Here is a 16,982-nt window from a genome sequence, read left to right as displayed (position 1 = left end):
GTGAAAAACAACTTACCTTTTTATCTATTATTAATCATTAGCCCGTTACTCATATCTTTTTCAAATAAAGCAGATGTAATTGTTTATTTTTTAGAATTACCAGATGGTGAGGCTACATTAGTACGAAATGAACACAATCAATATTCATTAATTAATTCCGGTTCAGAAAAGAGTAGGGATTATTTAGAAAATAAATTAGCTAAATTAGGTGTCAAAGAAATTGAAATACTCATTATAACTGATCAGGATCCTGCATACAGAGACAATAAAACGTGGCTAATGGAAATGTATAATGTTAAACAAGTTTATGATATTAAGCATACAGATCAGTTAAAAAAAGCCGTATCTTCCCCTTTATATGAAGGGATGGCGATTTCTTTATCTGATTCATTAAAATTCCATGTTCTTGCAATAGACGATCACCAAACCTCTACAACTAGTTTATTGACTTATGTCGATCATGCGATATTATTTATAGGACGAACCAATCTAACCGATGATCATTTATCGTTTATTGAAAATTACCGAGTCGAAATTGTCAAAGTTGCTCATTTTGGGGTAGAGTTTCAACCGAGTCATCGATTTTGGCATAAAATTAACCCACATGCTGCCATTATCTTTCCATTGGAGGGGGTTAGTCCAGACCCTCTGTTCATCACTTATTTAGATGAAAATTGGATTGATGTTTATCGATTGTCAGATGTTGGCCCAGTCATCATTCGCTTTAAAGGTTCAGAATATGATTTAGATGTCTAATTTTTTTAAAAACCAAATACTGTTTTTTTGCAAAATACTGCTATAATGGATACAGGCTGATAAGAATTATGATTTTTATACCATTCAATATTAATAAAGAAGGTTGGGGAGTATGATGAGAACTAAGCGAGGTTTAATTAACTTATCTGGTTATTTAAAGTGCGTGTTCAATAAGAAGGATAAAGAGCGCAAAGAAGTCCATTCCTGTAAAACTATGACTTTCAAAAGCATTCATTTTAGGGATAGTAAGAAAAAGGTGGAAAGTCAAAGTAGACGGAAATGTGAATTATCCATAAATTATCTGAACAATCACTTAAAGCAATATAATTTAATAATAAAAGATTACCTATTTTACGGTATAGGTTTAAGTGGAGAATGATGAGAATTAATCCATCACAGTCAGTGAGCTTAAATCGAGTAAAAATTTCCCTAACTCTCATCATCCTTATCATCATAAGCTTGGTTATTTATTCTGTTTACTTATATATAAATATTTCGAATGGTAAAAAAGCTGATTTTACGAAAACAGAAGAACGAGTAAATCAAGAGCTAGAGCTATCCACGATTGATCAAATTTCACGTTATCATGGAACAAATTATTTTCATGTTGTGGAAGGGCAAATGAAAGATCGAACTGATGTTGTAATCTTTGTTAATCAGACAGATCAAGATGCAGATTTAATTGTTTTTTCAAAAGACGACTTGGTCTCGGAAGATCAGATTATAGAAAAGTGGACTCAACAAACTTCTTATCAAGAAATATATCAAATACAATATGGGATACGTAATGAAATACCACTAATGGAAGTTGTTTACCTTGATCAAAGTAAACGTCTTAGTTATGATTATTATCGTTTAGACAATGGAGAATATGACAGTGGAATTTCGTTTGCAAATAAATCAAAATAAGAAAAGGTGATGGTATGCAATTATCAAATCGAGTGCAAAATTTAACACCGTCTTCAACCCTAGCAATCACAGCAAAAGCTAAAGCAATGAAAGATTCGGGTCATGACGTCATTGGTTTAGGAGCAGGAGAGCCTGATTTTAATACGCCTAAGTATATAATTCAAGCAGCGGAAGAAGCAATGAATACAGGCCTAACAAGATATACACCTTCTGGTGGAATACTTGAGTTAAGAGAAGCAATCGTGGACAAGATGTACCGTGATCATCAACTCACCTACCAAGCAGATCAAATTATCGTGACAACTGGTGCAAAACATGCATTATATACATTATTCCAAGTTATTTTAAATAAGGGGGATCAAGTGATTGTTCCAACACCTTATTGGGTAAGCTACCCTGAACAAATTAAACTCGCTGAAGGTGAACCCATTTTTATTGAAGGTAAAGAAGAAAATAACTTTAAAATTTCAGCTAAACAAGTTGAAGAGGTCATTACAGATAAAACAAAAGCAATTATTATAAATTCTCCTAATAATCCAACGGGGATGATGTATAGCGAAGAAGAATTGCAGGCAATAGGAGAAGTTTGCTTAAAACATAATATAATTATTATCTCAGATGAAATTTATGAAAAATTAGCCTATACAGATCAAGCACATGTCTCCATAGCCCAATTATCAGAAGCATTAAAAAGGCAAACAGTTGTTATTAATGGTGTATCAAAATCTCATGCAATGACTGGGTGGAGAATTGGTTATGCTTGTGGAAGAAAAACAATTATAAAGGCAATGACAAACTTAGCTTCTCATGCAACCTCTAATCCAACGACTACTTCTCAGTATGCGGCATTAGCAGCTTACCAAGCTAATGATCATGAAATTGAAAAGATGAAAGTTGCATTCAAGGAGAGATTAGATACAGCTTATCAAGCGCTTATTCAATTACCTGGTGTCACATGTGTCAAGCCACAAGGTGCTTTTTACCTATTCCCAAATGTTACAGAAGCTATGGAACGCACAGGATTTGACTCAGTTGAAGATTGGGTAACAGCAATTCTAGAAGAAGAAAAGGTTGCCTTAATTCCTGGGACAGGTTTTGGCGCTCCAAAAAACGTTAGACTAGCTTATACGATCGGATCAGATCAATTAAAAGAAGCCATCCATCGTATTGAACGTTTTATTATAAGACATCAGCAAATATAAGAGAAGTTTTGGAGGACTAACTAGTGAAGACAACAATTAATAAAGTAAGAAATTATTTAAATCAAGAAGTGACTATCGGCGCATGGCTAGCAAATAAACGATCCAGTGGGAAAATTGCTTTTCTACAACTTCGAGATGGAACAGGCTTCATTCAAGGTGTTGTTGTGAAAGCTGAAGTCAATGAGGAAACCTTTAAATTAGCTAAAGGATTAACTCAGGAAACGTCAGTATATGTAACGGGAACGATTGTAGAGGATACTCGTTCTCCATTTGGTTTTGAAATGCAAGTTAAACATATAGAAGTCATTCACGAATCTGTTGATTATCCAATTACACCAAAGGAACATGGAACTGAATTTTTAATGGATCATCGTCATTTGTGGTTACGTTCAAAACGCCAACATGCGATAATGAGAATTCGTAATGAAATTATTCGAGCAACATATCAATTTTTTAATGATAATAACTTTGTTAAAATTGATCCACCGATTTTAACCGCAACATCAGCAGAAGAAACAACAGAGCTATTTCATACTGAGTATTTTGATGAGGAGGCTTATCTATCCCAGAGTGGTCAACTTTATTTGGAAGCTGCGGCGATGGCCTTTGGTAGAGTATTCTCATTTGGACCAACGTTCCGTGCTGAAAAATCCAAAACACGTCGACATTTAATTGAGTTTTGGATGATGGAACCAGAAATGGCTTTTGTTGATCACGAGGAAAGTTTAAGTATCCAAGAGAATTATATAACTTATCTAGCTGAATCAGTATTAAAAAACTGCCAACTTGAATTAAATACACTGAACCGTGACTTAGATAAACTAAATAATATTAAAGCACCGTTTCCTAGAATTACTTATGATGAAGCAATTCAATTACTAAAAGAAAAAGGTTTTGATGATATTGACTGGGGCGATGATTTTGGTGCTCCCCATGAAACGGCGATAGCTGAGCATTTTGATAAACCAGTATTTATTACCCACTATCCTGCAAGTATTAAAGCCTTTTATATGAAGCCAGATCCAGAACGACCAGACGTTGTCTTATGTGCAGATTTAATCGCTCCGGAGGGCTATGGTGAAATCATTGGTGGTTCACAAAGAATTGATGATTTAGAATTGATGGAACAACGCTATGATGAGCATCGATTAACTGGTGATGCTTACAATTGGTATTTAGAATTGCGTAAATATGGAAGTGTACCGCATTCAGGATTTGGATTAGGTTTAGAACGTACAGTCGCATGGTTCTGTGGTGTTGATCATGTTCGAGAGACAATCCCATTTCCACGATTACTCAATCGACTCTATCCATAAATTATTTATTGAAAAGAAGCTGGGACATAACACAGCTAAAATTAAAAAGGAATCCATTAAAAACTGGATTCCTTTTTGATATCCTGCTTCGTCACAACCTCGCACTTTTCCCATAGGAGGCGCCATCCGACCTTCCAATCACTTGGTTGACGCTCTTGATAGTGTTTCATAAGAGAAACACAAAAAGAATAGGTGAGAAGAAGGCTTACAGTAGAAAAGACCGATGAAACCTATGGTCAAGGAAAAAATTGATGTTGAGCTGTTCTTTTGTTTTTTTTGAAGGCTAAACTGCGTCTTGAAATATATAAAACAGGGAAAGGTGGTTCTAATTACAATTTCCATGTAATCAGAATCATTTTTCATTATTAGGGACTGGTTTGTCTCAGCCCTTTTTTACTTATTTTACTAATAGAAAGGTGATTGGGCATCTAGCTAATCTTTTTTTGATAGTAAAATATGATATGATAGAGAGTAGGGGTGACAATTATGAAGGAATTATATCAAACTGTGGTTTCTGATCAAATGATGATCTCTAAGAAATTATTAAATAGTTATCGACAATTGGCTATTGATGAACAGGAACTAGTCATCATTTTGCATATTCATCGCTTTATTCAAGAAGGGATTTTTTTCCCCACACCCTTAAAAATAGCAGAATTAATGTCAATTGATGAACAAAAATGTAGTCAACTGTTGAGACAATTAATTCAAAAAGATTTATTAACGATTGTTGAATTACAAACAGAAAATGGGATCGTTAATGAACGTTATTCTCTTGAACCACTCTGGGCTAAATTATATCAAGATAAACCCATTAAAAGAACAACTGATAATTTAGATGAAAATATGATGAATGTTTTTATTTTATTTGAACAGGAATTCGGTCGAGCGCTATCCCCGATTGAAATTGAAATGATTAATGTGTGGCTTGATGAGGAAAATATTGAGCCTGCTTTAATTAAGGCAGCTTTACGGGAATCTGTGCTGATGAGCAAATTAAATTTCCGCTACATCGATCGAATATTGCGTGAGTGGAATCGAAAAGGGATCCATTCAGTTGAACAAGCAAGGCAACAAGCTAAAGCATTTCATGTTCAAAAATCCACCCCAGACCAATCAAAGGTAAAACAAGATCCGTCTGTATACTATAACTGGCTAGAAGATAATGAATAAGCAATATAGCTGTTTGCAAGGAGAGAAGAGATGTTAAATAAAAAACAAATTCGCTATTGTTTAGATGTGATGGCCGAAATGTTTCCAGATGCTAAAGCTGAATTAATTCATGATAATTCATTCGAACTTTTAATTGCGGTTTTATTATCTGCACAAGCAACCGACCAACATGTTAATAAGGTTACGAGGGAATTATTTAAGAAGTATAAAAGACCAGAGGATTATCTAGCTGTACCTTTGGAAGAGTTACAAGATGATATCAAGTCAATCGGATTATTTCGGAATAAAGCAAAGAACATTCAAAAATTATCGAAAACTTTAGTTGAGCGTTTTGATGGAGAGGTTCCGCAAACAAGAGAAGAACTTGAGTCATTAGCTGGGGTAGGGCGAAAAACAGCTAATGTTGTCTTGTCTGTTGCGTTTGGTGTCCCCGCTCTTGCCGTTGACACTCATGTTGAACGGGTTACAAAGCGATTGGGGATTTGCAGATGGAAGGACACTCCTTTGGAAGTCGAACAAACACTTATGAAGAAAGTCCCTGTTGAAGAATGGAGCGTCACTCATCACCGATTGATCTTTTTCGGACGCTATCATTGTAAAGCTAGAACGCCTAATTGTGAGCACTGTGATTTATTAGAACTTTGCCGTGAAGGGAAGAAAATCATGAAACAAAGAGAGCGGGGGATAAAATGAGCTTAGAAGACGATCATTGGATCGATGATTGGAAAGAACATGCGGATAGATTAACTAAACTTTTTCAACAAAAGCTTTATAATGAGACGAAACCAATTATGATCGAGCAAAGTGATTTATTTCTTAAACGATTATATCACTTGAACGGTAAAAAATGGGATGAGGAAATTCCACTTGAAGAGATTGATCTTTTAATAAATAAACCGATCAATTGTTTTGAACGAATGAATTATGTAAAAACTAATTTGACCCAATATCATGCATTTATCCAACTTAATGCTCTATATAATGAACTAGCGAAACTCTTTGCTAAACTAGCTATTCTTGAACGACGCAAACAATCAATCGATAAATAAAATGACCCCAATCATATGAAGGGGTCATTTTATTTATTATTATTCATTATCTTCGGTGTCTGGATTTCCTGTGTCTTCGTCTTCTACAGCATCATCTTCTATATCTTCATCGCTATTTTCTTCATTATTATCATTATTCTCATCATCGATTGGTGTTTCATCCTCATTATCTTCATCAGAATCTGGTTCTTCTGATTCATCCGGTTCATCCGGCTCTTCTTCCTCTTCTTCCTCTGGTTCTTCCTCAACAACCTCGGGGATTCTAATTTCAATTCGTTTTGCTTCACTTGTTAAATCGGGACTATTAGAATTAACGGCGATCACCTCAATTGTATAAGTGACACCTTGCTCAACCTGACTAATCGTAAACGAATGATCTGACGTCTGCGATTCGTTGCTTGTTGAACCTTCCTTACCATATTTAACAATAAAATTGACATCTTCCTCATTTGAATGATCCCACTTGATTTCAATTTGATTAGCTTCTTCATCGTACTCAGCTACTAGACCTGTTACAGGATCAAGTTTATCAAACTGTTCTGATCGTTCTTTCGGTTCATAGCCACGTTTAAATAATTCAACAGAAATTTGTGAATCAGGTGTATACTCACTTGGTAGTTGTGGCGGGTTAGTTCCACGCTCGATTTCTACACGAACTACCGAGTCAGGCATTTCAAAATCAGCTGTTTCAACACCTTCGGATATTTCAGTCATTACATTTTTAAAGAGTTGTCTCGATACCGTTGTATGAGTTGATGGTACTGATCGGGTTGAATCTTCATATCCCGACCAAACAGCGACTGTATAATTTGTTGTATATCCAGTAAACCAAATATCAACATTATTATCGGTTGTCCCAGTTTTACCTACCATTGGAAGACCAGGGATATTTGCTGCTGCCCCAGTTCCATTTTGAACAACGGAACGAAGCATATCAGTAACCATATAGGCAGTTGCATCTGACATGGCGGCAACTGGATCTGATTTCAAGTTTTCTTCTCGTCCATCACCAAACACAACTTTTGTGACTGCATAAGGTTCATTATATATCCCATCATTCCCAAAGGCTGAATATGCCCCTGCCATATCTAATGCAGACATACTTAGTTTTGAACCACCAATACCATCACGAATATTCAATCCATCTTCAGGGATAGGGACACCGATTCCTTCAGCAAATTCTGTTGCTTGGGCAATTCCTACTTCCTCCAAGGTATGCAAAGTAGGAACATTTAAAGATTGTTGTAGTGCGTATCGAGCACTCACATGGCCACCATATTCACTATTCCAATTTTTAACTTCACTACTACCGGCAATTTCGAATGGACCACTATTATCAATTTGTTGATAGGTAGACCAATTTAAATATTCGATTGCAGGGCCAAAACTTAGAATCGGCTTAATAGCTGATCCGGGTTGGCGTTTAGCTTGAATTGCCATATTAAAGCCACCAGTCTCGCGGTTTCTTCCTCCACCAATTGCTTGAATGGCACCTGTTTTTGTATCGAGGACAACAAGTCCGGATTGAAGCTCATCATCTGGAAAGGCGATTGGACTTTCATCAGATAGAACATATTCAACATGCTCCTGAGCATCAGGATCTAGTGTTGTATATATTTCTAAACCGTCATTATAAATATCAGCACCTAATTTCTCTTCAACTTCAATTCTTACTTGGTCGATAAAAGCTTGATAAGGTGTTTGCGTTATTTCAGGAATGTTTAACATATCCTCTACATTAACCTCAGCAGCTTCGTCAGCTTCTTCTTGCGTGATATTTCCGTGTCTAACCATTAAACTTAATACGGTATTCATTCTCTCTTGTGCTAAATCAGGATTCACCGTTGGATCATAGGCAGAAGGGCGCTGAGGTAAACCAGCAAGTAAGGCTGTTTGGGATAAAGTTAATTCTTCTAGATCCGTGATCCCAAAATACATTTCAGCAGCAGTCGCTATACCATAAGCACCATTAAAAGCTTTTCCGCCATAATATATATTATTTAAATACATTTCTAATATTTCTTCTTTTTCATAGGCCCTCTCTAATTGTAGAGCCAACCATTGTTCCTGAACTTTTCTTTTCATCGTCTTTTCGGGGGTTAATAATGAACGTTTAACAACTTGTTGCGTAATTGTACTACCACCTTCAGAACCAAATCCATTCGTTAGATTAGAAATTACTGCTTTAGTAATCCGTCTAATATCAATTCCCGAATGCTTGAAAAACCTTACATCTTCAGTTGCCAAAACAGCATTGATTAAACTGTCTGGTAAGTCTTCATAGCTAATTTTAGTTCGTCTTTCTTGGCCGAGATCACCGAACAAATCTTCATTTATATCATAAACTTTTGTTGAGGCAGGTTCAGTTAGTAACGAGTGATCAAGTTTAGGTGCTGTAAAAATGTAATAGCTAAATAAAGCAATCCCAAATATAGCAACTGCAATGAATAAACCTAAGATAAGTAAACCTATCTTTTTCCATATTGAAGTTTTATTTTTTTTGGCTTTTTTAGCTGCTTGTCGTCTAGCAACTCGTGATTGGCTTTGATCCACCATACACATCTTCCTCCATTCTAAAAAAACAATTGATCAATGACTTTAATATAATCAATGATCGCAGGATAGTTTGTTGGTATTTCAGCTCCTTCATCAAGAAAGAATTGATAAGGGATTGACTTTCTACCTGCATTTTTATATTGACGATCCCAAAGTGGAAAAAGTTTCACTGCAGGAATTAAAAAAGTCTTATCATGGGCCCAAAAGCGGATAATAACAAAAACGATGCCACCATGTTTTTCTACTGTTTTCATGTGTTCAATCTGATGGTCGTGAAAATTATTTAAGGGAAAAGCCGTTTTGTTTTTGGTTTCCTTCGCTTCAAAGTCTAGATAACGGCCTAAATAAACACCATTATAGTCCGTGGTAGAGGCCTGTTTAAAATAAGCTTCCTTAATTACAGCAGCACTTCGCTTTGGATAATCAACTTTGACAATTTGAACAGGTGTTGGTTTTTTATGAATCACACAAATTTGATGCGTTAAGTAATAACGATTGGTTTGATTAATATCCTCTTCTAATGTCATCCCACGATTACTAAAAGTTTGTTGACGTTCAGCTTTTGTTTTTACTTGTTTAAGTACATGCTTTTTTCCATTCGGGTAATTCATTTTAATTCTCCTCCTGCTTAATCTTATCATATCAGATAAACGACTATTTTGAGAACTAAAATGATAGACTACTATTAAAAACAAATTCCTACTCTTTGTATATACCCTATTATGAACAACTTTTTTCATTTGTATAAGAAAATAGGCTAGATATAATTTGTTTTCTGTAATTGAATCTTAACTAGTTTTGTTGGATCAACACTAGTTTTGTCAATGGTGCAGGAGTATTTGAGCTTCATCCATAATAAAGTATGTATCAAATGAAGAGGGGTTGATTTTATGTCTAATTCTAAAAATGTTGGCCTATTTATCGAAGAATTGCATAATTTAAATACACAATTAGTTAAAATAGAGAATATGCTTACTGTACAAACCCAGTCATTCATCCATTCGAGCCATAAGGAATGTCTTCAATCCTGCCTAAAGTATGATCACCATTTATCTGTACTCAAGCATAAAGCAGAACGAAAGAACTTTTTTCAAAAATGTAAAGTCCGTTTGTTGCAATATTTTTATAGTTTAAAAAAATTGAGAAATCAAAATTTGTGAGCTTTCTTTAAAGCAACTCTTTATTTAATAAGCGTTTAAATCCATTATTCAAAGAAGATAGTGAAGAGCTCAGTTGTTTACGAAGTTGGCTAATGGTGATAAAGTAATACTGAAAGGTGAGAGGTATATGTTAATGGAACTAACGAATGAATTACAAAAAGCCAGTCTTCGTTTAAAAGAAAACTTTATAAATAATCAACAACCGGTTGACCAAAGAGATCCTAGTTTTTTTGAAATTGTAAAAACTGAAACGGAACCATTGTTTAATTTAATTGAAAGATGGGAAAAAGAAAGTCTAGCGGCTATAAAGCAAAGGGAACTTCTTATACACCCACAGCAAATTAAGTCAACACGCGAGAACTTTGAGCTTGTTTTACTTCATAGTTATTATATCGATGTCAAGCCAAAACGATATATGGAGTTACAGCAAGCGATAAATTATGTTTGTGAATTAATTAAAAAGGATTTTAATTATTAAAATAGCGATTTTATGGCTAAAAGCCCGCTACCTCCCAGTCACTTGTTCATAAGCTATTATGAATCAAGTATAGAAAGGGGATTATAATGCGGAGACCAAATTGTCAACAACCAGTTAAAACGATAGTTTGCCCTACACAACAGAAATGCGTAAATACGTGTAGTTATAGTCAAGTAAATTATGTTCACCCTACGCACACGACAGTAACGGATCATCATACTGTCCAAAATACACATTTTTACCCACAGTCGACATCGTGGGGACAAACGGTTAATCAGACGAATGTATTCGGAGGGCAAACTTGGCCACCCAATTACGGAAATGCCGGCTTTAATTGGCCAAGATAAGCAAAAAAAGGAGCTGGGTAATTAAACCAGCTCTTTTTTTGCCCAAATGATACTATAATATACTATAATATTCCCATAACAACTATTATCATTAACGAAAGGTTTGCAATAATGGCTAAAATCATGGCAGTAACGGGATATAAATCGTATGAATTAAATGTAAGATCAGCTAATGACCAAAGAATTGATTATATAAAGTATGCATTACGACAAAGAATTGTAAATTTTATTGAAAATGGTGGTGAATGGATTCTTACTTCAGGTCAATTAGGTGTTGAACTGTGGACATGCGAGATAGTGGACGAGCTTAAACAAGAATATGATATTAAGTATGCGATTATTCCACCCTTTAACAACCAGGACAAAAAGTGGTCAGAACATGATCGAGAACTATATCAAAGACTGATTCATCTTGCTGATTATTATGCACCATTGTATAATGCTGATTATATAGGTCCTTATCAATTTGAAGCTAGAAATAAATGGTTGATCGATAAAAGTGATCGTTGCTTAGTTCTTGTTGAAAGTGATTATCCAGGAAGTGTACAATATTTTTTAGAGGAAGCACGGAAATATAGTGATATTCATGATTATCCGATCGAATATATAACAAGCCTTGATTTAAATGAGATCCTTAATGAAAGTCAGGAAAATGATTTGACATACTAAATTTAATTGACAATTTGATGAAAGTTTGAAAAAATATATAGAAAGTGTTGTTAAATATGAGGTGAGAATAATGATCGCTGAAAATAAATTAAATGCAAAAGATATTTTAGATAAAAACTTTAAAACGGCCATGAGAGGTTACAATCAAGAAGAAGTAGATGAATTCCTAGATATAATTATTCAAGATTATGAATTTTTTAATCAACAAATCGATCAGTTAATAAAAGAAAATCAAGCATTAAAATCAAGAACAGAACATACGAGAACAAGAATGGCACCATCAAATCATCAAGTAAATTATGATATTTTAAAACGAGTATCTAACCTTGAAAAGGCGGTTTTTGGGAAGAAATATACGAGCGAATAAAGTGAAGCTTCACTTAGTTTAAATACTTATTGCTTAGTTGTTTTGCTCAATGTTTCCCTCCTTCAAGAAGTGGCGTCCTAGATCCAGTAAAGTAGAGGGGAACTAGTATTATTTGGTTGATGTCTAATCATTGATGATGTGCTATAATGGTTATAGCTTTTAGAAAGATCATTAATAATGAATGTTTTAGTAATCGCTATAAGCACTTGATGTTTATAGAGGAAAGTCCATGCTCACACAGGCTGAGATGCTTGTAGTGTTCGTGCTTGATGAATTCATAAATCAAGGAAGTTGATCTTCAACTTACGGCGGGAATAAAGGCTAAGTCTATTTCTTAGATATGCCTGCATTCTATAAAAGTGCCACAGTGACGTAGCTAAATTGGAAACAATTTAGGTGGAACGAGGTAAACCCCGCGAGTGAGCAACCCAAATAATGGTAGGGGCATCTTGGAATAGGGAAATGAACCGAAACAAGGACTATTCACAATTGGAATAGTAGATAGATGATTACGACTAACTGTACGAGGCTGACCACCGTATGAGTACGTTAGCACAGAACATGGCTTATAAAACATTCATTGGTCTGATGATGTTTAGGTAAACCTTCCAATGGCAATTCTAGTCACTGGGGGTTTTTTTATTTTTATTAAATGGGTAAATAAATCATATTGATAAATTGTCTAAATGAGAGTAGGGATCGGATGAAGAAAACAGTTAAATTATTAGCAACTGCAGCAATGGGATTGGAAGCTATTGTTGCCAAAGAGGTACGAGCCTTAGGCTATGAAGAAGTTAGCGTTGAAAATGGAAAGGTAATATTTGAGGCCGATTTAGCTGCAATTCCACGCTGTAATTTATGGTTGAGAACAGCAGATCGTGTGAAAATTATTGTCGGTGAATTTGAGGCAAAAACATTTGATGACCTTTTTGAAAGAACAAAAGCCCTGGATTGGGAAGCTTATATTCCTGAAGATGGCCAATTTCCTGTGATTGGAAAATCCGTTAAATCGACATTGTTTAGTGTTCCTAATTGTCAAAAGATTGTTAAAAAGGCTGTTGCAGAAAAGCTAAAGCAGAAGCACGGAGTAGCCCTCCATATGCCAGAAACAGGTCCTACCTATCGCATTGAGGTTGCACTTTTAAAAGATATTGCGACATTAACTCTTGATACATCGGGAGTGGGTTTACATAAACGAGGCTATCGAGTCGGGCAAGGAGAGGCACCTTTAAAGGAAACTTTGGCAGCTGCACTTGTTCAATTGACAAATTGGAAACCTGACTATCCTTTAGTGGACTTATTTTGTGGGTCAGGAACCATTTTAATTGAAGCTGCTTTAATTGGCCAAAATATCGCGCCGGGCTTTAATCGTGAATTTATAAGTGAAGATTGGCCATTGATTAAAGATCAACTATGGGAAGCTGCCTTTGAAGAAGCAGAACAATTAGCTAACTATGATCAAACATTAGATATTACGGGCTCAGACCTTGATCCTAAGGTGATTGAAATTGCTAAAAAGAATGCTGTTGAAGCTGGATTAGCTGATTTAATCAATTGGAAACAGATGAATGCACAAGATTTCCATCCGAAAAAGAATAACGGCTACCTAATTACTAATCCACCATATGGTGAACGGTTAAATAATAAGGAAGAGGTTGCTCATATTTATCGGGCTTTGGGGCAAGCCATGCAAAAGAACCCAAGCTGGAGCAGTTATATTTTAACTTCAAATGAAGATTTCGAAAAAATATATGGTGCTAAAGCGACGAAGAAAAGAAAACTATTTAATGGTTTTATAAAAGTAGACTATTATCAATATTTTGGTAAATTTATTAAAAAGGACTGAATGAAAAGATGACTAGCGAGGACAAATTTATTGATTTAATGAAAGAAATAACTGCTTACTCTGAAACAATCGCATTAATTAATTGGGATCTTAGAACTAAGATCCCTAAAAAAGGCGCCAATCAAAGATCTGAAGCACTTGGCTACTTAGCTAAACATGTCCATCAGTTGAAAACCTCTGACCAAATGAAGCAACTAATCGACCAATTAAAAACGGAGAAGACATCACCGATTATTGAAAAAGCGCTTGAAGAATGCGAAAGAGAATATCAAAAATACCGACATATCCCAACAGAAGAATTAGTGGAGTTTATTAGCCTGAGTTCCCAATCAGAAACTGCTTGGCAAGAAGCCCGAGAGAAAAATGATTTTTCAATCCTTCAGCCTTATCTAGAAAAACTTGTTGAATTAAATAAAAAGTTTGCCGTTTACCGCGGTTATCAAGAAAATAAATATGAAGGCCTATTAAATGACTATGAGCCAGGTTTAACAACTGAATTGCTTGATCAAGTATTTGGACAGTTAAAATCAGAGCTAATTAAATTGGTAGAAAAAGTAAACCGGTCTAAAGTTAATATTGATCAAACTTTATTATTACACCACTTTCCTAAACAAGCTCAGGAAAAGTTTTCTTTAGCTATTTTAAATAAAATGGGCTATGATTTTGACGCAGGTAGATTAGACGAGACCATTCATCCATTTGCTATCGGGATTAACCCTAACGATGTACGGGTCACAACCCGATTTGATGAAGAAGATTTTAGAACAGCCATTTTTGGTACAATTCATGAAGGCGGACATGCTCTTTATGAACAAAATATTGATCCGGATCTTTATCAAACTGTTCTTGCAACAGGTGCATCAATGGGAATTCATGAATCCCAGTCCTTATTCTGGGAAAACTTTATTGGGCGTAGTCGTTCATTTTGGCAAAGTCATTTCGAATTATTTAAAGAATATGCGCCAGCACCTTTTCAAAATATTGATTTCGAATCGTTTTATCGTGCGATTAATGAAGTAAAGCCAAGTTTAATTAGAATCGAGGCCGATGAATTGACCTATTCATTGCATATCATTATTCGCTATGAGTTAGAAAAGGCTTTGATTGATGGTGACTTACAAGTGAAGGACTTACCCGAGGCTTGGAATCAAAAGATGGAAGATTATTTAGGCATTAAACCAACAAATGACCGTGAAGGTGTTTTACAAGATATCCATTGGGCAGCCGGGGACTTTGGTTATTTTCCTACTTATGCGCTAGGATATATGTATGCTGCTCAATTACACGCTAGGATCCAGAATCAAATAAACCTAGATAGTATGATTTGCTCTGGTGATTTCGAGCCAATTAAAGCTTGGTTAACAGAACAAATTCATCGTCATGGCAAAATGAAACAACCATTAGAAATGATTGAGCAGGTAACAGGAGAAGGTTTAAATCCAAACTACCTCATTAATTATTTAACTTCAAAATACCAAGATATTTATCAGCTTTAGTACTATATTGCGGGAATGGTTTATCAGAAGCATAGGAAATAGGACTTACAATATATGATGTTGATCAAGGAAGTTATGAAGCTGAAGCATTTGAAATTTGGATGGGAAAGCAGCCTGCTGTAATGATATTACGACAGGTTGCTTTTATCTTTTGCTCGGATTTTCTTATTTTTTAAAGTTCAGGAATATACAAAAGTGCTGTTACGTCAGTATCTATGGTAATTAAATGTTACCTTAAAAATAGAAGTAGGAATACAATTTTAAATATAATCTCAAGGAAGGGAACAGACATTCGTTAAAAGGCTTCCCATTTCTTTGAGAGTAATGTATACTAGAGAAAATACCTAATGGTATAGAGAAGAGGGGATTGGGTTGGGAGATCTCGCACTAGCCGACTATCTTGAACGTTTATGGTCGAAAGGTTTTAAACTATCTGATGAGCAGGTGCGCTTTATATATTTTGGGAAAAAATATACCAATGCAAATGATCAAATGGCTCAGATTGCCTTAGAAACAACCTTACGTTTACAATTTCAATTTGATGGATCTTTTTATATTGGCTTACTTGAGTTACTTAAAGAATATCAAGTTGAAAACATTAAAGAAGCTAAAGAGTTATTTATTCAGAAGGGCATTCGTTAAGTTTAGTATCTTTAGTTTGAATGGCCTGTCGTGCTAAACGATCGGCTTGCTTATTTTGTTGATCAGAAATCCACTTAATAAAACAATAAGGAAAGAAGTCCATTTTAACTTGAACTTCTCTAAGCAGTGTTTGAAAGGGTTCCTTTTTTACATAGCCTTTTTCAATGGCATCAACAAGAAGTTTAGAATCTGATCGAATGGACAAAATCTCGTTAGGAAAATGATCCAAACAGAAGTTAAGTGCGTAAATTAGGGCTTTAAACTCGGCTTCATGGTTTGTGCTTTGTCCAATATAAACATAGTTTTCTAGATAGATTTGTTTATTTTTAATTAAAAACCCAATCCCACTTGGTCCGGGATTTCCAGCAGAAGCACCGTCTACATATATTTCTAACATCATAACCACAACCTTAAAAACGGTGGCAAGGGCCACCGTTTTGATCATTATTTTTTCTCAACATTTGCAGCTTGAGGACCGCGCTCTCCTTCGACAATTTCAAAAGTTACTTCCTGGCCTTCCTCGAGTGTTTTAAACCCTTCTTCTTGAATGGCAGAATAATGTACGAATACATCATCGCCTTCTTCTAATTGGATGAACCCGTATCCTTTTTCTGCGTTAAACCATTTGACAATACCGTTTTGCATGTACAAAATCCTCCTAAATTCATATCATTTTGTGAAAAAAATATTACAAGTAAGATGACATAAGGTAAAACCTCATTTAATAAATGATTGAAGTAAAGCTTTTGTGACTAAACTAAAAATAGCCCTAATGAAGGGTAGGATCTTTGCTCCTATACCGCTTCGATTAAGGCTAAAACAAGACCCTATACATCTTATTTGCTTATATTAATCGTAGCTTATTCAACTTAAAAGGTCAAGTCAAGCAAAATAAAAGTATGTGTCAATATTTTCTCGATGTTGTTTTCATAACAGTAAGTTAGACACTCTAATATTGTACACCATTAGCTACCGCGCTTCGCTTGCTCGCCGTTTAGGTAGTGTGACGTTATTAA

At 35.1% G+C, this 16,982-nt stretch carries 18 protein-coding genes and 1 other RNA gene; 15 read left to right on the top strand and 4 right to left on the bottom strand.

The window, feature by feature from the left end; all coding sequences use genetic code 11:
- The 7 genes from KQI76_RS03475 (at position 1) to KQI76_RS03445 (ending at position 6,405) form a co-directional block, all read left to right on the top strand.
- Complete coding sequence (locus tag KQI76_RS03475; RefSeq protein WP_216398919.1) at positions 1 to 756, top strand: ComEC/Rec2 family competence protein; 756 nt, start codon at positions 1 to 3, stop codon at positions 754 to 756.
- A gap of 378 nt (positions 757 to 1,134) precedes the next feature.
- Entirely contained in the window at positions 1,135 to 1,665 is a 531-nt protein-coding gene (locus tag KQI76_RS03470) for a cell wall elongation regulator TseB-like domain-containing protein (protein WP_216398918.1), read from the top strand.
- Positions 1,666 to 1,679: 14 nt separating this feature from the next.
- Positions 1,680 to 2,867: a pyridoxal phosphate-dependent aminotransferase gene (locus tag KQI76_RS03465; RefSeq protein WP_216398917.1), complete on the top strand. Its 1,188-nt coding sequence runs from the start codon at positions 1,680 to 1,682 to the stop codon at positions 2,865 to 2,867.
- A 23-nt stretch (positions 2,868 to 2,890) separates the two neighbouring features.
- Positions 2,891 to 4,183 (top strand): asparagine--tRNA ligase, encoded by a 1,293-nt coding sequence (gene asnS / locus KQI76_RS03460; RefSeq protein WP_216398916.1) that lies wholly within the window; start codon positions 2,891 to 2,893, stop codon positions 4,181 to 4,183.
- A 486-nt stretch (positions 4,184 to 4,669) separates the two neighbouring features.
- On the top strand, positions 4,670 to 5,356 hold the full coding sequence (locus KQI76_RS03455) for a DnaD domain-containing protein (protein ID WP_216398915.1): 687 nt from the start codon (positions 4,670 to 4,672) through the stop codon (positions 5,354 to 5,356).
- Positions 5,357 to 5,386: 30 nt separating this feature from the next.
- Positions 5,387 to 6,049, top strand: coding sequence for an endonuclease III (gene nth / locus KQI76_RS03450; protein WP_216398914.1), 663 nt, complete (start codon positions 5,387 to 5,389; stop codon positions 6,047 to 6,049).
- Positions 6,046 to 6,405: a YpoC family protein gene (locus tag KQI76_RS03445; RefSeq protein WP_216398913.1), complete on the top strand. Its 360-nt coding sequence runs from the start codon at positions 6,046 to 6,048 to the stop codon at positions 6,403 to 6,405. The genes nth and KQI76_RS03445 overlap by 4 nt, the downstream gene beginning before the upstream one ends.
- Positions 6,406 to 6,444: 39 nt before the next feature.
- Here the strand turns inward: KQI76_RS03445 and KQI76_RS03440 are convergent, their stop codons facing one another.
- Positions 6,445 to 8,961 (bottom strand): PBP1A family penicillin-binding protein, encoded by a 2,517-nt coding sequence (locus tag KQI76_RS03440; protein WP_216398912.1) that lies wholly within the window; start codon positions 8,959 to 8,961, stop codon positions 6,445 to 6,447.
- A gap of 17 nt (positions 8,962 to 8,978) precedes the next feature.
- Positions 8,979 to 9,572 (bottom strand): Holliday junction resolvase RecU, encoded by a 594-nt coding sequence (gene recU, locus KQI76_RS03435; protein ID WP_216398911.1) that lies wholly within the window; start codon positions 9,570 to 9,572, stop codon positions 8,979 to 8,981.
- Positions 9,573 to 10,248: 676 nt separating this feature from the next.
- On the opposite strand from recU, the gene KQI76_RS03430 reads away from it, so the two are divergent.
- From KQI76_RS03430 to KQI76_RS03395, 8 genes are all read left to right on the top strand, one after another.
- On the top strand, positions 10,249 to 10,599 hold the full coding sequence (locus tag KQI76_RS03430; RefSeq protein WP_216398910.1) for a DUF1798 family protein: 351 nt from the start codon (positions 10,249 to 10,251) through the stop codon (positions 10,597 to 10,599).
- Positions 10,600 to 10,685: 86 nt separating this feature from the next.
- Positions 10,686 to 10,946, top strand: a complete 261-nt coding sequence (locus KQI76_RS03425; protein WP_216398909.1) for a CotD family spore coat protein — start codon at positions 10,686 to 10,688, stop codon at positions 10,944 to 10,946.
- A 111-nt stretch (positions 10,947 to 11,057) separates the two neighbouring features.
- The gene (locus KQI76_RS03420) at positions 11,058 to 11,615 is read left to right on the top strand and encodes an SLOG family protein (protein WP_216398908.1); all 558 of its coding nucleotides are present in this window, start codon (positions 11,058 to 11,060) and stop codon (positions 11,613 to 11,615) included.
- Positions 11,616 to 11,685: 70 nt separating this feature from the next.
- Positions 11,686 to 11,982: a cell division regulator GpsB gene (gene gpsB / locus KQI76_RS03415; protein ID WP_216398907.1), complete on the top strand. Its 297-nt coding sequence runs from the start codon at positions 11,686 to 11,688 to the stop codon at positions 11,980 to 11,982.
- 181 nt (positions 11,983 to 12,163) lie between these two features.
- Positions 12,164 to 12,556: RNase P RNA component class B (rnpB, locus tag KQI76_RS03410), an RNA gene on the top strand.
- Between the two features lie 129 nt (positions 12,557 to 12,685).
- A complete protein-coding gene (locus tag KQI76_RS03405; protein ID WP_216398906.1) occupies positions 12,686 to 13,828 on the top strand; it encodes a THUMP domain-containing class I SAM-dependent RNA methyltransferase in 1,143 nt (380 codons plus the stop codon).
- Positions 13,829 to 13,836: 8 nt separating this feature from the next.
- On the top strand, positions 13,837 to 15,324 hold the full coding sequence (locus KQI76_RS03400) for a carboxypeptidase M32 (RefSeq protein ID WP_216398905.1): 1,488 nt from the start codon (positions 13,837 to 13,839) through the stop codon (positions 15,322 to 15,324).
- Positions 15,325 to 15,696: 372 nt separating this feature from the next.
- Positions 15,697 to 15,966 carry a DUF6123 family protein gene (locus KQI76_RS03395; protein WP_216398904.1) on the top strand — a complete coding sequence of 90 codons (270 nt, stop codon included), beginning with the start codon at positions 15,697 to 15,699 and terminating at the stop codon, positions 15,964 to 15,966.
- Here KQI76_RS03395 and KQI76_RS03390 read toward each other — a convergent pair.
- Both KQI76_RS03390 and KQI76_RS03385 read right to left on the bottom strand, forming a co-directional pair.
- Positions 15,944 to 16,363, bottom strand: a complete 420-nt coding sequence (locus KQI76_RS03390; RefSeq protein WP_216398903.1) for a ribonuclease HI family protein — start codon at positions 16,361 to 16,363, stop codon at positions 15,944 to 15,946. The genes KQI76_RS03395 and KQI76_RS03390 overlap by 23 nt on opposite strands.
- Positions 16,364 to 16,410: 47 nt before the next feature.
- Positions 16,411 to 16,611: a cold-shock protein gene (locus tag KQI76_RS03385; protein ID WP_216398902.1), complete on the bottom strand. Its 201-nt coding sequence runs from the start codon at positions 16,609 to 16,611 to the stop codon at positions 16,411 to 16,413.
- Between the last annotated feature and the right edge of the window lie 371 nt (positions 16,612 to 16,982).

The sequence above is a fragment of the Amphibacillus sp. MSJ-3 genome (assembly GCF_018919165.1).
Lineage (GTDB): Bacteria > Bacillota > Bacilli > Bacillales > Amphibacillaceae > Amphibacillus.
Note: the sequence above shows the minus strand (reverse complement) of the source record. Positions and strands in the feature narration are given on the sequence as shown.

Bases quoted from the DNA above. Each gene is read 5' to 3' on its own strand.
- gpsB (WP_216398907.1), top strand. From the start codon at position 11,686: ATGATCGCTGAAAATAAATTAAATGCAAAAGATATTTTAGATAAAAAC.
- KQI76_RS03470 (WP_216398918.1), top strand. From the start codon at position 1,135: ATGAGAATTAATCCATCACAGTCAGTGAGCTTAAATCGAGTAAAAATT.
- KQI76_RS03390 (WP_216398903.1), bottom strand. From the start codon at position 16,363: ATGTTAGAAATATATGTAGACGGTGCTTCTGCTGGAAATCCCGGACCA.
- KQI76_RS03440 (WP_216398912.1), bottom strand. From the start codon at position 8,961: ATGGTGGATCAAAGCCAATCACGAGTTGCTAGACGACAAGCAGCTAAA.
- KQI76_RS03405 (WP_216398906.1), top strand. From the start codon at position 12,686: ATGAAGAAAACAGTTAAATTATTAGCAACTGCAGCAATGGGATTGGAA.
- KQI76_RS03455 (WP_216398915.1), top strand. From the start codon at position 4,670: ATGAAGGAATTATATCAAACTGTGGTTTCTGATCAAATGATGATCTCT.
- recU (WP_216398911.1), bottom strand. From the start codon at position 9,572: ATGAATTACCCGAATGGAAAAAAGCATGTACTTAAACAAGTAAAAACA.
- KQI76_RS03445 (WP_216398913.1), top strand. From the start codon at position 6,046: ATGAGCTTAGAAGACGATCATTGGATCGATGATTGGAAAGAACATGCG.
- KQI76_RS03385 (WP_216398902.1), bottom strand. From the start codon at position 16,611: ATGCAAAACGGTATTGTCAAATGGTTTAACGCAGAAAAAGGATACGGG.
- KQI76_RS03465 (WP_216398917.1), top strand. From the start codon at position 1,680: ATGCAATTATCAAATCGAGTGCAAAATTTAACACCGTCTTCAACCCTA.
- KQI76_RS03425 (WP_216398909.1), top strand. From the start codon at position 10,686: ATGCGGAGACCAAATTGTCAACAACCAGTTAAAACGATAGTTTGCCCT.
- KQI76_RS03430 (WP_216398910.1), top strand. From the start codon at position 10,249: ATGTTAATGGAACTAACGAATGAATTACAAAAAGCCAGTCTTCGTTTA.
- KQI76_RS03420 (WP_216398908.1), top strand. From the start codon at position 11,058: ATGGCTAAAATCATGGCAGTAACGGGATATAAATCGTATGAATTAAAT.
- KQI76_RS03400 (WP_216398905.1), top strand. From the start codon at position 13,837: ATGACTAGCGAGGACAAATTTATTGATTTAATGAAAGAAATAACTGCT.
- nth (WP_216398914.1), top strand. From the start codon at position 5,387: ATGTTAAATAAAAAACAAATTCGCTATTGTTTAGATGTGATGGCCGAA.